Here is a 15,434-nt window from a genome sequence, read left to right on the forward strand (position 1 = left end):
ACTATCGCGGAGTCCCGCGCGAGGCCGTCAACCGCCGGATGCGTGCCCGGCCTGTCGGAAAGCGTGGCCGGAATCGCTACGGTCCGAGACAGGCAAGCAGACGAATTCCAACATTGCAAGCCGCCGAATCAATCCCCGTCGGGCAGCGCCGCGGGGTTCGACACCACTTCCCAGACATGGCCGTCGGGATCGCGGAAATAGCCGGCATGGCCGCCGTAGAAGGTGTCCGCCGGCTCCTTGACGATCTCGGCCCCGGCGCGGCGCGCCTGTTCGATCACCTCGGCCACCTCCTCGCGGTTCGACACGTTGTGGCCGAGGGTGAAGGCGGTCGGGCTCGCCGGCGTCTTGGCGAGGCCGGTGTCGTGGACGATGTCGTCCTGCGCCCAGAGCGCCAGCCGCACGCCGCCCGACAGCTGGAAGAAGGCGACCGCGCCATGCTCGAACTCGCGCCCGACGATGCCCTCGGTCGGCAGCCCCAGCCCCTCACGGTAGAAGGCGAGCGACCGTTCGAGATCGGCGACGCCGAGGGTCAGGACGGAGAGACGTGGCTGCATGTCAGAAAATCCCCAGGAACTTCTTGCGCTGTTCCTTGCGCTCGCCCTTGGAACGACTCCCGTCCTCCGACTTGGCCGTCGTCCCCTTGCCGACATCGTCGCGCGGGCGCCCCTTGGTGTCGCGCTGCGCCCGGGCGGTAGCGCCCGAGAGCACCGGCCCGCAATCCGCCGACTTGGCGTCACCGACATCGACGAAGGCGAGAAGCGAGGCGATCGGCGTCGCCACCACGCCGAGCCCCAGCCCCGCACCGGCGCGGCCGAGCAGCTCCGGGCTGATCACGTCGAGCGAGGGATCGGCGAAATAGCCGCCGATCCCGACCGGCGACTGGCCCGAGAAGAGCGAGAATTGCTTGCCGTCGGCACGGAAGGCGAGGTCGATCGTCTCGTTGCGGAAGCTGAAGCCGCCGCGGCCGAGCATCACATTCTTGCGCGTGTCGATCAGGATCGGGTCGGCGGCGGCGATGCCGCCCCGCACGGTGAAGGCGACCAGCCCGCAATTGATCTCGACCGGCTTCTCCAGCTTCTTCTCGAACATCTTCTGGACGAACAGCCCGATATCCAGTTCGGAGAGCTGGACGTTGCGCGTCCACATCGTCCCGCGCGGGATGATCACCGCGATGCGGCCGTTCGAGTTGCCGAGCGAATCGCGCACCGAATTGCCGATGCCGGTCATCCTCACGCGCGCCCTCACCGTGCCGCTCGTGCCCGATTCGGCGACCCCGAAGCCCTTGAGCAGCGTGCCCATCGGGGTCGGCGACAGGCGGATGTCGTAATCGGTGAAGACCGGTTCGCGCCGCGCGTTGATCGTGATGTCCGAGCTCACCGTGCCACGCGCCATGGCGAAGTTGAACGGCGAGAGCTTGAGCAGCCGGTCGTCGAGGCTGAGGCCGAGCGTGATGTCGCTGACCGGGAAGTCCTCGGCGCGGACGCGCGCGACCTTCCAGCTCACGCGCGCGTCGAAGTTGCGCAGCGCCTCGACTCGCAGCGGCGCGTCGGGAAGCAGTCGCGGACGGCCGCCTTCCCGCGTCACCGTGCCGGCGCTGCCCTGCGCCTCGAGCCGGTTCGGATTATAGCCGATGAACGGCCCGGCATCGACGATATCGAGCGTCCGCGTCACGAGATCGGCGTCGAGGAGCAGCCGCGGCTCGCCGATCCGCACGGTCATCCGGCCGGCGAGGTCGCTCTCGCCGAAGCGGCCGCGCAGGCCCGTGAAGCGCCAGCTGTCGCCCTGCTTGGTCAAGGCCGAGCGCAGCCGGTAGCTGCGCGTGTCGGGCACCGCGATGCCGAACACCGCGAAGGCATCGGCAAGGTTCTGCCCGCGCACATCGGCGTTGAGCTTGGCGCCTTCGATCTCGGTCGCGCCGGGGAGCGTGCCGGTGATGTCGGCGCGCGTGCGCACGCCGTTGATGCGCAGCGCGAGCTGGTTGTGCCCGCCCGCCACCGTCGCGTTGGGCGAGAGCAAGGCGCCCCACAAGGTGAACGGCGTGCCGCGCGCCGTGCCGTCGCCGCGGAAGCGGATCGAGTTGGCGAAGCGGTCGTCGCGCGCCTCGACTGTGTCGACCGTGATGTCGGCGGTCAGCCGCAGGCGCGGGTCGCGGTAGCGCACGCGTGTGCCTGCGACGACCGCGCGGCGGATCAGCGGCAGGTCGAGCGGCTCGCCCTTCTCCTCGCTGAAGGTCCAGCTGTTGCGCCGTCCGGCCTCGTCCCAGCGCAGGTCGACCGTGCCGCCCTGCAGGTCGAGGATGTTGATCCGCCGCTCGCCCCAGATGAACGAGAAGGTCGCGACATTGGCCTCGATCCGCTTCGCCGCGAAGAAATTCCCGCCGCGTGCCCAGGCCGGGTTGGACACCGTGAGGCCTTCGGAGACGTACTTCACGTTGATCGGGTTGAAATAGAACTGGAAGTCGCCCTCGACGCGCACCTCGCGCCCGGTGGCGCTGCTGGCGATCCGCTCGAACGTGCCCTTGAGGAAGCGGCCCTTGGTGACGTAGAGGATCGCCCAGGCGAGGAAGAGCGCGAGCAGGATGCCGCCGATCACCCGCAGCGCGATGACGAGCGGGCGCGGCCAGCGGTGCTTTTCCTTCGCTGGCGGTGCGGTCTGCGGCGGATCGGCTGGCGTCGCGTCCGCCGCGACGATCGGGGAATCCCGGTCGGCCATGATGGATGAAAAGACTCGTAACCTTAGCGAGTTCCCTGCGGTTGCATTCCGCGACCTTTCCCGCTAATGGCCCGCCTTTCCGCGATTCAGGGGAACTGCCCGGCTAACTAGGGCTGCCGGGGCCGTTCGAGATCGTCGCGCGTAAAAGGAGACGAAAATGCCCAAGATGAAGACCAAGAGCGGTGTGAAGAAGCGCTTCAAATTCACCGCGACGGGCAAGGTGAAGCACGGCGTCGCCGGCAAGCGTCACCGCCTGAGCAGCCATAACGCGAAATATATTCGCACCAACCGCGGCACGTCGGTCCTGTCCGACTCCGATGCCGGCCACGTGCGCCTGTGGGCGCCGTACGGCCTGAAGTAAGGAGGGCTTGAGACATGGCACGTGTTAAGCGCGGCACCACCACCAAGGCGAAGCACAAGCGGATTCTGGATCAGGCGAAGGGCTATTACGGCCGTCGCAAGAACACCATCCGCATCGCCCGCCAGGCCGTCGAGAAGGCCGGCCAGTACGCCTATCGCGACCGCAAGGTGAAGAAGCGCAGCTTCCGCGCGCTCTGGATCCAGCGCATCAACGCCGGCGTCCGCGCCGAGGGCCTCACCTATTCGCAATTCATGCACGGCCTGAAGCTTGCGGGCATCGAGCTGGACCGCAAGGTCCTGGCCGACATCGCGATGCACGAGGGCGAGGCGTTTACCGCCATCATCGCGCAGGCGAAGGCGGCGCTGCCCCAGGCCGCCTGAGGTAGCCTGTAGCGACCGAACAAATGGGGCGCCGGTGGAGACACCGGCGCCCTTTTTGGTTTCGGGACGCCCGCCCCTCTTGTCATCCCGGACTTGTTCCGGGATCCACCGGGCAACAGGCGATGGGCAAGAGGCTCCACCGTGTCGCGCGCGGCACAGTGGACCCCGGCACGAGGCCGGGGTGACGGATGTGGAGGAAATGATGACGCTCCAGACCTGGTGGCTCTATGTCACCGCCGTGTTCCTGATCTCCGCGACGCCGGGGCCGAACATGCTTCACGTCATGGTCCAGAGCATCCATCACGGCGCGCGCCGCTCGGTCGCGTCGATGGCGGGGCTGATGACCGCGAACCTCGTCTGCCTGACCGCGTCGGCGGCGGGGCTCGGCGCGCTGCTCAAGGCCTCGCCGATGCTGTTCGACGTGCTGCGCTATGCCGGTGTCGCCTATCTCGTGTGGCTCGGCGTCAAGGCATGGCGCGCGCCGGTCGGCGGCGGTGACGCGACGGCCGGGAAGCCCGCCCCGCCCTCGCTCCGCGCGATGTACGCGACCGGCCTCGGCACCGGCTTCTCCAACCCCAAGCTGATCGTCTTCGCCGCGGCACTGTTTCCGCAGTTCATCGACACGGCGAGGCCCTTCGCGCCGCAGCTCGCGATCCTGATCGCCAGCTTCATCGTGATCGAGACCTTCTGGTTCGTGACCTATGCGCTGGGCGGCCGCTCGCTCGCGGCGTGGCTCGCGCCGGCCAATCGCCAGCGGCTGTTCAACCGCGTGACCGGGGCGATCTTCGTCGCGTTCGGCGCGGCGCTGTTCGGCAGCCGGGTGTAGTTTGGCGCCCAGGCCTTGACCTTCGGTCCCGACTGCGGTTCGGGCCACATCGACCAACGAACGGAATCCCGATGACCACCGATCTCGACCAACTCCAGGCCGAACTCCTCGCCTCGATCGACGCGGCGGCGGGCGTCGACGCGCTCGACGCGGTGCGCGTGCATGCGCTCGGCAAGCAGGGCGCCGTCACCGGGCTGCTCAAGACGCTCGGCGCGATGAGCCCCGAGGAACGCCAGGCGACCGGCCCGCGCATCCACGCGCTGCGCGAGGCGGTGACCGAGGCGATCGCGGCGCGCAAGGCCGCGCTGGAGGGCGCCGCGCTGGAGGCGAAGCTGGCCGCCGAGACGCTCGACATGACGCTGCCGGTCGACGGGGTGCCCGCGGGCAGCGTGCATCCGGTGAGCCAGGTGATGGACGAGCTCGCCGAGATCTTCGCCGATTTGGGCTTCGCGGTCGCCACCGGGCCGGAGATCGAGGACGACTGGCACAATTTCAGCGCGCTCAACATTCCCGAGACGCACCCCGCGCGGGCGATGCACGACACCTTCTACCTCGCCGGGGAGCATGCCACGCCGATGGTGCTGCGCACCCACACCTCGCCGGTGCAGATCCGCGCGATGAAGGCGGCGGGCGGGCAGAAGCCGGTGCGGATCATCGCGCCGGGCCGCACCTATCGCAGCGACAGCGACGCCACCCACACCCCGATGTTCCATCAGGTCGAGGGGCTGGTGATCGACAAGGGCATCACGCTCGGCCACCTCAAATGGACGCTGGAGACCTTCCTCAAGGCGTTCTTCGAGCGCGACGACATCGTGCTGCGGCTGCGCCCGAGCTACTTCCCCTTCACCGAACCGTCGGCGGAGGTTGATGTCGGCTTCTCGATCGTCAACGGCAAGCGCGTGATCGGCGGCAGCGAAGGCTGGATGGAAGTGCTGGGCAGCGGCATGGTCCACCGCAAGGTGATCGCGGCCGGCGGCTACGACCCCGACCAGTGGCAGGGCTTCGCCTTCGGCTGCGGGATCGATCGCCTCGCGATGCTCAAATACGGGATGGACGATCTGCGCGCCTTCTTCGACGGCGACCTGCGCTGGCTCAGACATTACGGCTTCTCGGCGCTCGACGTGCCCACGCTGAGCGGAGGAGTCGGCGCATGAAGTTCACCCTGAGCTGGCTCAAGCAGCATCTCGACACCGACGCGACGCTCGACCAGATCGATGCGGCGCTGACCCGCATCGGCCTCGAGGTCGAGGGCATCGAGAACCCGGGCGAGAAGCTCGCGGCGTTCCGCGTCGCGAAGGTGCTCACCGCCGAGCGTCACCCGCAGGCCGACAAGCTGCAGGTGCTGACCGTCGACACGGGTGACGGCGTGCCGCTCCAGGTCGTTTGCGGCGCCCCCAATGCGCGCGCCGGGCTGGTCGGCGTGCTCGGGCTGCCCGGCGCGACGGTGCCGGCGAACGGCATGGTGCTCAAGGTCGCGGCGGTGCGCGGTGTCGAATCGAACGGCATGATGTGCTCGTCGCGCGAGCTCGAGCTCGGCGACGATCACGACGGGATCATCGAGCTGCCCGCGGACGCGCCGGTCGGCTCGAGCTTCCCCGACTATGCCGGGCTCAACGATCCGGTGTTCGACGTGTCGATCACGCCCAACCGCCAGGACTGCATGGGCGTGCGCGGCATCGCGCGCGACCTCGCCGCGGCGGGGCTGGGGACGCTGAAGCCGCTCGCGGTCGAGCCGGTGGCGGGCGCGGGGCCGGGGCCCGACGTCGCGACGCTCGACCCCGAGGGCTGCCCCGCCTTCTACGGCCAGTCGGTGAGCGGCGTCGTCAACGGCGCCTCGCCCGGGTGGATGCAGAAGCGCCTCAAGGCGATCGGGCAGAAGCCGATCAGCGCGCTGGTCGACATCACCAATTATGTCAGCGTCGATCTCGGCCGCCCGCTCCATGTCTACGACCGGGCCAAGCTCAGCGGCAGCCTCGTCGCGCGCAAGGCCAGGGACGGCGAGCAGGTGCTGGCGCTCAACGGCAAGACCTATACGCTCGACGCGACGATGACCGTGATCGCCGACGACGTGGCGGTGCACGACATCGGCGGGATCATGGGCGGCGAGGACTCGGGCTGTTCCGAGACCACTACCGACGTGCTGATCGAATGCGCCTATTTCGACCCCGAGCATATCGCGCGCACCGGGCAGAAGCTGATGCTGACCAGCGACGCGCGCTCGCGCTTCGAGCGCGGGGTCGATCCGGCGTTCCTCGACGACGGCCTGGCGATCGCGACGCGGCTGGTGGTCGAGCTGTGCGGCGGCACCGCCAGCGGCGTGACCCGCGCGGGCACGCCGCCACAGGTGGGGCTGACGCTGGGCTATGATCCGGCGCTGGCCGAGACGCTGGGCGGGCTCGCGATTCCCGCTGGGCGCCAGAAGCAGATCCTCGAATCGCTCGGCTTCACGGTCGAGCCGCTCGACGCGAACGGCGATCCGGTCGGGATCGATGCCGGCTTCGACGCCTTTCGCGTCACCGCCCCGAGCTGGCGCCGCGACATCGACGGCCCCGCCGACCTGGTCGAGGAAGTGATCCGCATCGAGGGGATCGACAAAGTGCCCTCGACCCCGCTGCCCTGCGCGGCCGGCGTGGCCAAGCCGACCGCGACGCCCGAGCAGAAGCTCGAGCGCCGCATGCGCCGCACCGCGGCGTCGCGCGGGCTCAACGAGGCGGTGACGTGGAGCTTCATCGCCGAGCAGGAAGCCGCGCCGTTCGGCGGCGGCGCCTGGACCCTCGCCAACCCGATCAGCGAGGACCTCAAGGTCATGCGCCCCTCGCTGCTGCCCGGGCTGCTGATGGCGGCGGGCCGCAACTTGAAGCGCGGCGCGACGAGCGTGCGCCTGTTCGAGATCGGCCGCCGCTACCTCGCCGACAGCGAGAGGCTGACGCTCACCGCGGTGCTTGCGGGCGACGCCACGCCGCGCGGCTGGGCGAGCGGCAAGGCGCAGCCCTTCACCGCCTATGCCGCCAAGGCCGAAGCGCTGGCGCTGCTCGAGGCGGCGGGTGCGCCGGTCGGCAACCTGCAGGTGATGGGGGAGGCGGGCGAGGCCTGGCATCCCGGCCAGTCGGCGACGCTGCGGCTCGGGCCCAAGACCGTGCTCGCGGCCTTCGGCATGCTGCATCCGGCGCTGCTCAAGGCGTTCGACCTCGAGGGCCCGGTCGCGGCGGTCGAGATCTTCCTCGACGCGATTCCGGGCAAGCGCGCGACGGGCTTCATGCGCGCGCCCTACACCCCGCCCGCGCTGCAGGCGGTGACGCGCGACTTCGCCTTCATCGTTCCGGCGGAACTCGCCGCGGGCGACCTCGTCCGCGCGGTCAAGGGCGCGGACAAGGCGGCGATCACCGACGCGCGCTTGTTCGACCTGTTCACGGGCGCCGGCGTCGAGGAGGGCCGCAAGAGCCTCGCGGTCGAGGTGACGCTGCAGCCCGGCGAGAAGAGCTTCACCGATGCCGAGATCAAGGCGGTGGCCGACAAGGTCGTCGCCGCGGCGGCGAAACTGGGCGGGGTGCTGAGAGGCTGACCCGACCCGCCATCCCGGCCCCGTGCCGGGATCCACGCTGCCGTGAGCGATGAACAGGAACCTGATCCGCGCCGCCCGGCGTGCGGTGGATCCCGGCACGGGGCCGGGATGACGAAGAAAGGAACGGCATGAAGACCGCACTCATCACCGGCGCGACATCGGGCTTCGGCGCGGCAGCCTCGCGCGCTTTCACCGCCGCCGGCTGGCGCGTGATCGGTACCGGGCGGCGCGCCGACCGGCTCGCTGCGCTGAGGGCCGAGCTGGGCGACGACAGGTTCCACCCCGCCGTGTTCGACATCCGCGACGAGGCGGCGCGCGACGCCGCCCTCGACAGCCTGCCCGAAGCGTTTCGCGGCATCGACCTGCTGGTCAACAATGCCGGCCTCGCACGGGGCACCGAGAAGGCGCAGGAGGCCCTGCTCGACAATTGGCGGGTGATGATCGACACCAACGTCACCGCGCTGGTCGAGATCACCCACAAGCTGCTGCCGACGCTGATCGAGCGCCGCGGCGCGATCATCAACCTCTCCTCGGTCGCGGCGACCTACCCCTATCTCGGCGCCAACGTCTATGGCGGCACCAAGGCGTTCGTGCACCAGTTCAGCCTGTCGCTGCGCAGCGACCTCGCCGGCACCGGGGTGCGCGTCACCTCGATCGAGCCGGGCATGGCCGAGACCGAGTTCACCCTGGTGCGGACCGGCAGCCAGGAAGCGTCGGACAAGCTCTATGGCGGCGCCGACCCGATGACCGCGGACGACATCGCCGCGATGCTCCTGTGGGTGGCCTCGCTTCCGCCGCATCTCAATATCAACGTGATGGAAATGATGCCGGTCAACCAGTCGTTCGCGGGTTTTGCGGTACATCGCGAGGCGCAATGATCCTCTACGGCCACCCCTTCTCCGCCTACTGCCAGAAGGCGCTGATCGCGCTCTACGAGACCGCGACCGCCTTCGAGTTCCGCGTGGTCGGGGCCGACGCCGCGGTGAACGCCGAGTTCGAGGCGCTGTGGCCGCTCAAGCGCTTCCCGGTGCTGGTCGACGGCGACTGGACGCTGCCCGAGGCGAGCATCATCGTCGAGCATATCGCGCCGCATTTCCTGGCCGGGGGGCTCGAGGCGCGGCTGCTCGACCGTGTCTTCGACAATTATGTGATGACGCCGCTGCAAAAGATCGTCGGCGACGCGCTTCGCCCCGAAGGCGCCAGGGACCCGCACGGCGTCGCCAAGGCGCACGCGACGCTCGACAGGTCCTATGCCTGGCTCGATGCGCACATGGCCGGGCGGCAATGGGCCGCGTTCGAGTTCGGGCTGGGCGATTGCGCGGCCGGACCGGCGCTCTTCTATGGCGACTGGGTACATCCGATCCCGGCCGAGCACGCCGCGCTCCGCGCCTACCGCGCCCGGCTCGCCGCGCGGCCGAGCTTCGCACGCGCGATCGAGGAAGCGCGGCCATTCCGTCACTATTTCCCGCTCGGCGCGCCCGACCGCGACTGATGATCGAGATCGCCAACGATACGCTGACGGCGCGGATCAACCCCGTCGGCGCCGAGCTTTCCAGCCTGACGGACGCCGCCGGGCGCGAATTCATGACCGATGCCGACCCGGCCTTCTGGACCGGCCGCGCGCCGTTGCTGTTCCCGATCGTCGGCGCGCTCAAGGGTGGCGTCTATCGGCTCGACGGCCGGGAATATGCCTTGCCTCAGCACGGCTTCGCGCGCCGGCGGAAATTCGAGCCGGTCGAGCAGGCGCCGGACCGGGCCATCTTCCGGCTCGTGGATGATGCCGAGACCCGCCTCGCCTATCCCTTCGCCTTCGCGCTCGACGCCGCGTTCGTCCTCGACGGCGCGACGCTGGCGATCGAGGTGGCCGTCACCAACCGCGGCGCGCGCGACATGCCCGCGAGCTTCGGCTTCCATCCCGCCTTCGCCTGGCCGCTGCCCGATGGCGGCGCCAAGGCGGAGCACCGCATCGTCTTCGCGCGGGACGAGCCCGCCAGGCTCAACCGGATCGAGGGCGGGCTGATCGGCGCGGCCGACCGCGACACGCCGGTCGAGGGCGATACGCTGTGGCTGCGCGACGATCTGTTCGCGCACGACGCGCTGGTGTGGGAAGCGCCCGCCAGCCGTGCGCTGCGCTATGGCGGGAAGGCCGGGCCACAGCTCGACATCGCGTTTCCCGGCATGCCGACGCTGGCGGTCTGGACCAAGCCGGGTGCGCGCTTCGTCTGCGTCGAGCCGTGGCAGGGCCATGCCGACCCGGTCGGCTTCGCCGGCGAGATCTGGGACAAGCCAGGGATGGAGCGGCTGGCGCCGGGCGAACGGCGAACCTATGCCATGCGCGTGACGCTGCAGCCCTGACCCCGGAGCGCCCATGACCGACGCGATTCACCGCCGCACCCTGCTCGCAGCCGCGGCGTCGATGCCCCTCGGCCTCACCGCCGGCTGCGCGCCGCGCCCGGGCAAGGCGGGGGGCCGCTGGACCAATCCGCTGGTGCGCCAGCGCGCCGATCCGCACGTCACGCGCCATGGCGGGCACTATTATTTCACCGCCTCGGTCCCCGAATATGACCGGGTCGTGCTGCGCCGCGCGACGACGCTCCAGGGCCTGGCCGACGCCGCCGAGGCCGTGCCGTGGCGGCGGCCGGCGAGCGGGCGGATGGCGGGCTATATCTGGGCGCCCGAGCTGCACCGCTTCGACGGGCGCTGGCACATCTATTTCGCCGCGGGCGACAGCGACCAGAAGTTCCGCATCCGCACCTATGTGCTGGCGAGCGCGGACCCCGATCCGATGGCGGCGCGCTGGTCGCTGCTCGGCCAGCTCGAGACGCCGTGGGACAGCTTCACGCTCGACGCGACCAGCTTCGAGCATCGCGGGACGCGCTATCTGTGCTGGGCGCAGGCCGAGCCGGGGATCGGGACCAACAGCAACCTCTACCTGGCGCCGCTCGCCACGCCGACGACGCTGGCGCGCGCGCCGGTCCGACTGACGGTGCCCGAGCTCGACTGGGAGGTCCAGGGGTTCAAGGTCAATGAAGGGCCCGCGCTGCTGGCGCATGGCGGGCGGCTGTTCCTCACCTATTCGGCGAGCGCCACCGACGCGCGCTACTGCATGGGGATGCTGAGCGCCGACGCCGGTGCCGACCTGATGGACGCGGCATCCTGGACCAAGTCCTCCGTCCCGGTGCTGGCGACCGACCCGGCGGCGGGCGTGTTCGGCCCGGGACACAACAGCTTCACCACCGACGCCTCGGGACGTCCGGTGATCGTCTATCACGCGCGCGGCTATCGCGAGATCAAGGGCAACCCGCTGTTCGATCCCAACCGCCATGCGCGGGCGGAGCATGTCCGGTTCGATGCGGCGGGCGTTCCGCGCTTCATGCCGCCCGCGCCCGACGGGCCGGTCGGCGGCTGAGCGGCGGCGGACCGGCGCCCGCCGCCGCCGGGTGTCAGCTTTCGATGAAGGCGAGCAGGTCGGGATTCACCACCTCGGGATGCGTCGCGCACATGCCATGGGGCAGGCCCTCATAGGTCTTGAGCGTGCCGTTCTTGAGCAGCTCGACCGCCTTCGGCGCCGAATCGTGATAGGGCACGATCTGGTCGTCGGTGCCGTGCATCACCAGCACCGGAACCTCGATCGCCTTGAGATCCTCGGTGAAGTCGGTCTCGCTGAACGCCTTGATGCAGTCGTAATGCGCCTTGGTGCCGCCCATCATGCCCTGGCGCCACCAATTGTCGATCAGCCCCTGGCTGACCTTCGCGCCCTCGCGGTTGAAACCGTAGAAGGGCCCTGTCGGCAGGTCGATATAGAATTGCGCGCGGTTGGCGAGGAGCGATTCGCGCAACCCGTCGAACACCTCGATCGGCAGTCCCTCGGGGTTGCTGTCCTTCTTGACCATCACCGGCGGGACGGCGCCGATCAGCACCGCCTTGGCGACACGGCCCGGCTCGGCCCGCGCGACATAATGCGCGACCTCGCCGCCGCCGGTCGAATGGCCGACATGGATCGCGCCCTTGAGGTCGAGCGCCGCCGCCAGCGCGACGACGTCGGCGGCATAGGTGTCCATCTCGTTCCCCTCCCAGGTCTGCGAGGAGCGCCCGTGCCCGCGCCGGTCGTGCGCGATCACGCGATAGCCCTTGTGCAGGAAGAACAGCATCTGGTTGTCCCAGTCGTCCGCGGAGAGCGGCCAGCCGTGATGGAAGACGATCGGCGTGGCGTTCTTCGGACCCCAATCCTTGTAGAAGATCTCGGTGCCGTCGCTGGTCGTGATGAAGGGCATGGCTCGCATCCTTGGCTGGACCGCCGCGCGGGAAACGTGGCGTGGCGGCACCGTTACGCCCCCGTCCGAGTCGCGCAAAGTGCAACGTTCGAAAGCGATCGTTTCCAATAGCGAAACGCTCGCTTCGCAAGCCACTTGTCGCTAGAGGGCCGCGATGCCCGAGAACCCGATTCCTGGTCGCCGCACCTTCGCGATCATCTCCCACCCCGACGCGGGCAAGACCACGCTGACCGAGAAGCTGCTGCTGTTCGGCGGCGCGATCCATCTCGCCGGCGAGGTCAAGGCGCGCGGCGCCGCGCGGCGCGCGCGGTCGGACTGGATGAAGATCGAGCAGCAGCGCGGCATCTCGGTCACGTCGAGCGTGATGACCTTCGAGCGGGACGGGGTGACCTTCAACCTGCTCGACACGCCGGGCCACGAGGACTTCTCGGAAGACACCTATCGCACGCTCACCGCGGTCGACTCCGCGGTGATGGTGATCGACGTCGCCAAGGGCATCGAGAGCCAGACGCGCAAGCTGTTCGAGGTGTGCCGCCTGCGCAACGTGCCGATCATCACCTTCGTCAACAAGGTCGACCGCGAGGGGCGCGAGGTGTTCGAGACGCTCGACGAGATCGCCGAGCTGCTCCAGCTCGACGTCGCGCCGATGACGTGGCCGGTCGGCATGGGCGGTACCTTCGAGGGGGTGTACGACCTCGTCGCCAACCGCCTGCTGCTGCCCGAAGGCGACAGCCGCGAATTCCAGGGCAAGGTGGTGCAGACGTCCGGCTTCGACGATCCCCAGCTCGACGCGATCCTCTCCGGGCAGAATCTCGCCAAGCTGCGCGAGGATGCCGAGCTGGCGCTGGCGGGCTATGCGAGCTTCGACGCCGCGGCCTATCGCAACGGCGACCTGACCCCGGTCTATTTCGGGTCGGCGCTCAAGGAGTTCGGGGTCGATTCGCTGATCGACGCGATCGCCCGCCACGCGCCGCCGCCGCACGCGCTGCCCGCCGAGCCGGCGCCGGTCTCGCCCGACAACAGCGAGGTCACGGGCTTCGTGTTCAAGGTGCAGGCCAATATGGACCCCAACCATCGCGACCGCATCGCGTTCATGCGGCTGGTCTCGGGCACCTTCAAGCGCGGCATGAAGCTGACGCCCACCGGGCACGGCAAGCCGATCGCGATCCATTCGCCGATCATGTTCTTCGCCCAGCAGCGCGAACTGGCCGACGAGGCGTTCCCGGGCGACATCATCGGCATCCCCAACCACGGCACGCTGCGCGTCGGCGACACGCTGAGCGAGAAGGCCGATATCCGCTTCACCGGCCTGCCCAATTTCGCGCCGGAGATCCTGCGCCGCGTCCAGCTCAAGGACCCGACCAAGACCAAGCAGCTGCGCAAGGCGCTCGACGACCTCTCCGAGGAGGGCGTGATCCAGGTCTTCTATCCCGAGATCGGGTCGAACTGGATCATCGGCGTGGTCGGCCAGCTCCAGCTCGACGTGCTGCTCAGCCGCCTCGAGGCCGAGTACAAGGTCGGCGCGATGCTCGAGCCGGCGCCGTTCGACACGGCGCGCTGGATCGGCGGCGAGGCGGCGGACGTGAAGGAATTCATGGACCTCAATCGCACCGCCATGGCCAAGGACCGCGACGGCAACCCGGTGTTCCTCGCCAAGTCGGCCTGGGAGGTCGGCTATGTCGCCGACCGCTATTCGCGCGTGAAGTTCATGGCGACGCGCGAGCGCTGATCGTGCCGCACCGGCCCGCTCCCCCACCCGGCCACCCACTTCAGGGTATCCTCGATGGGTGGCCGGGTGGGGGAGCGGGCCGGTGCGGCATCCGCGAAAGCGGATCAAACCCGTGAAGACGCGGCCCGGGATCTGCGCGCGCAAGCGGCAGTTCCGGACCGAGGCGGAAGCGATGCAGGTCGCGCGCGACGCGCAGGTCACGTTGCGCGTCTATCGCTGCGCCTTGTGCCGCGACTGGCACCTCACCAGCCGCACCAAGGGGATGCGGCGGCCCTAGGCCGCGTCGTCGACCCAGCCGCGGCGCAGCGGCTTGACCGCGAACAACATCAGCACCGCGGCGAGCGCGTAGAAGGCGAGGCACCCCACCGCCGCGTAGCGCAGCGATTCGATGCCGTAGCTCGACTTGAGCGCGTCCGACAGCGCTCCCATCAGCAGCGGACCCACGCCGAGGCCAATCAGGTTGTTGATCAGCAGGAAGCTCGCCGACGCGGTCGCGCGCATCTCGCGCGGGACGAGATGCTGGACCGCGGTCGTCACCGGACCCAGCCACAGGATGTTGAGCGCGTTGGGGATCAGCAGCAGCGCCCAGGCGAGCATCGGCGAGCTGCTGAGGAACCCGAAGGCGAAGGTCGGCACGGTGATCGCCCAGGCGATCGCCGGCAGCCTGGCGTACCAGCCGCGATCGCTGCGTCCGAGCCGGTCGGCGAACCAGCCCCCGGCGAACACCCCGGCCACGCCGCCGATGAGCAGGACCGAGCCCATGAACTGCCCGGTGGTGATCAGGTTGAAGCCGAAGCTGCGCATCAGGATCGACGGCGTCCACAGTGCGAGCCCATAGCCGCACAGCGAGCTGCACGCCGCGGCGAACGCCATCAGCCAGAAAGCCGGCTTCCTTGCGAGAATCGGGAAGACCTTGGCGACGGGCGTGGCCTGCCTGACCGCGGCGGCGGGGCGCGGCAGGTCGCGCACCAGATATTTGAAGATCGGCGCGAGCACGATCCCGGCCACGCCCATCACGATGAAGGCGGTGCGCCAGTCGACCAGCGCCGCGATATAGGCCCCCAGCAGCGTGCCGCCAGCGAGACCGACGGGAATGCCGAGCGAGTAGATGGCGAGCGCCCGCGCGCGCTTCTCGGGCGGGAAATAGTCCGCGATCAGCGCATAGGAGGGCGCGACGCCGCCCGCCTCGCCGACGCCGACGCCGAGCCGGTAGAGGAAGAGCTGCCAATAGCCGGTGGCGGTGCCGCACAGCGCGGTGAAGGCGCTCCACACCGCTAGGCTCCCCGCAATCACCGCGCTGCGGCTGGTGCGGTCGGCGAGATAGGCGAGGGGGACGCCGAGGACGGAATAGAGCAGCGCGAAGGCGAGCCCGCCGATGGCGCCGAACTCGGCATCGGTGAGGCCGAGATCGGCCTTGATCGGCACGGCGAGGATGCCGAGGATCTGCCGGTCGAGGAAGTTGAAGGTGTAGACCAGCAGCAGCATCGCGAGCACCAGCGCGCGATAGCCGGGCGTGCCATGGCCTGCCTGTGGCGTGCCGCTCTGTGCCATGCGTTCCTCCCCTTCGAAAATGCCTTGGCCGGACGCCCC

15 protein-coding genes are annotated in these 15,434 nt (G+C 69.4%); 11 read left to right on the forward strand and 4 right to left on the reverse strand.

Annotation, left to right across the window (positions count from 1 at the left end):
• Positions 1-128 precede the first annotated feature (128 nt).
• Together ACO227_RS05580 and ACO227_RS05585 are read right to left on the reverse strand one after the other, a co-directional pair.
• On the reverse strand, positions 129-554 hold the full coding sequence (locus ACO227_RS05580) for a VOC family protein (RefSeq protein WP_423605965.1): 426 nt from the start codon (positions 552-554) through the stop codon (positions 129-131).
• Position 555: 1 nt separating this feature from the next.
• Positions 556-2,712, reverse strand: a complete 2,157-nt coding sequence (locus tag ACO227_RS05585) for an AsmA family protein (RefSeq protein WP_423605966.1) — start codon at positions 2,710-2,712, stop codon at positions 556-558.
• 157 nt (positions 2,713-2,869) lie between these two features.
• Here ACO227_RS05585 and rpmI point away from each other — a divergent pair, with 157 nt between their 5' ends.
• The 9 genes from rpmI to ACO227_RS05630 all read left to right on the forward strand — a co-directional run bounded on the left by rpmI (position 2,870) and on the right by ACO227_RS05630 (position 11,250).
• The gene (gene rpmI / locus ACO227_RS05590) at positions 2,870-3,073 is read left to right on the forward strand and encodes a 50S ribosomal protein L35 (RefSeq protein WP_423605967.1); all 204 of its coding nucleotides are present in this window, start codon (positions 2,870-2,872) and stop codon (positions 3,071-3,073) included.
• Between the two features lie 14 nt (positions 3,074-3,087).
• A complete protein-coding gene (gene rplT / locus ACO227_RS05595) occupies positions 3,088-3,453 on the forward strand; it encodes a 50S ribosomal protein L20 (RefSeq protein WP_010543146.1) in 366 nt (121 codons plus the stop codon).
• Between the two features lie 202 nt (positions 3,454-3,655).
• Positions 3,656-4,279, forward strand: a complete 624-nt coding sequence (locus ACO227_RS05600; protein ID WP_423607271.1) for a LysE family translocator — start codon at positions 3,656-3,658, stop codon at positions 4,277-4,279.
• Between the two features lie 71 nt (positions 4,280-4,350).
• Complete coding sequence (gene pheS / locus ACO227_RS05605) at positions 4,351-5,433, forward strand: phenylalanine--tRNA ligase subunit alpha (protein ID WP_423605969.1); 1,083 nt, start codon at positions 4,351-4,353, stop codon at positions 5,431-5,433.
• A complete protein-coding gene (gene pheT, locus ACO227_RS05610; RefSeq protein ID WP_423605970.1) occupies positions 5,430-7,841 on the forward strand; it encodes a phenylalanine--tRNA ligase subunit beta in 2,412 nt (803 codons plus the stop codon). Before pheS ends, pheT begins: the two co-directional genes overlap by 4 nt.
• 128 nt (positions 7,842-7,969) lie before the next feature.
• Positions 7,970-8,719, forward strand: a complete 750-nt coding sequence (locus tag ACO227_RS05615; RefSeq protein WP_423605971.1) for an SDR family NAD(P)-dependent oxidoreductase — start codon at positions 7,970-7,972, stop codon at positions 8,717-8,719.
• Complete coding sequence (locus ACO227_RS05620; protein ID WP_423605973.1) at positions 8,716-9,333, forward strand: glutathione S-transferase family protein; 618 nt, start codon at positions 8,716-8,718, stop codon at positions 9,331-9,333. The genes ACO227_RS05615 and ACO227_RS05620 overlap by 4 nt, the downstream gene beginning before the upstream one ends.
• The gene (locus ACO227_RS05625; RefSeq protein WP_423605975.1) at positions 9,333-10,196 is read left to right on the forward strand and encodes an aldose 1-epimerase family protein; all 864 of its coding nucleotides are present in this window, start codon (positions 9,333-9,335) and stop codon (positions 10,194-10,196) included. The genes ACO227_RS05620 and ACO227_RS05625 overlap by 1 nt, the downstream gene beginning before the upstream one ends.
• Positions 10,197-10,209: 13 nt before the next feature.
• Positions 10,210-11,250 (forward strand): family 43 glycosylhydrolase, encoded by a 1,041-nt coding sequence (locus tag ACO227_RS05630; protein ID WP_423605976.1) that lies wholly within the window; start codon positions 10,210-10,212, stop codon positions 11,248-11,250.
• Between the two features lie 34 nt (positions 11,251-11,284).
• Here the strand turns inward: ACO227_RS05630 and ACO227_RS05635 are convergent, their stop codons facing one another.
• Positions 11,285-12,115: an alpha/beta fold hydrolase gene (locus ACO227_RS05635; protein WP_423605978.1), complete on the reverse strand. Its 831-nt coding sequence runs from the start codon at positions 12,113-12,115 to the stop codon at positions 11,285-11,287.
• Positions 12,116-12,269: 154 nt separating this feature from the next.
• On the opposite strand from ACO227_RS05635, the gene ACO227_RS05640 reads away from it, so the two are divergent.
• Positions 12,270-13,844: a peptide chain release factor 3 gene (locus ACO227_RS05640; protein WP_423605980.1), complete on the forward strand. Its 1,575-nt coding sequence runs from the start codon at positions 12,270-12,272 to the stop codon at positions 13,842-13,844.
• Positions 13,845-13,956: 112 nt separating this feature from the next.
• On the forward strand, positions 13,957-14,121 hold the full coding sequence (locus ACO227_RS05645) for a hypothetical protein (RefSeq protein WP_423605982.1): 165 nt from the start codon (positions 13,957-13,959) through the stop codon (positions 14,119-14,121).
• On the opposite strand, the gene ACO227_RS05650 is transcribed toward ACO227_RS05645, so the two are convergent.
• Positions 14,118-15,395, reverse strand: a complete 1,278-nt coding sequence (locus ACO227_RS05650) for a spinster family MFS transporter (RefSeq protein WP_423605983.1) — start codon at positions 15,393-15,395, stop codon at positions 14,118-14,120. The two genes, ACO227_RS05645 and ACO227_RS05650, sit on opposite strands and share 4 nt — an antisense overlap.
• Positions 15,396-15,434 lie beyond the last annotated feature (39 nt).

Source organism: Sphingomonas sp. MS122 (assembly GCF_049532975.1).
Taxonomy (GTDB): Bacteria; Pseudomonadota; Alphaproteobacteria; order Sphingomonadales; family Sphingomonadaceae; genus Sphingomonas.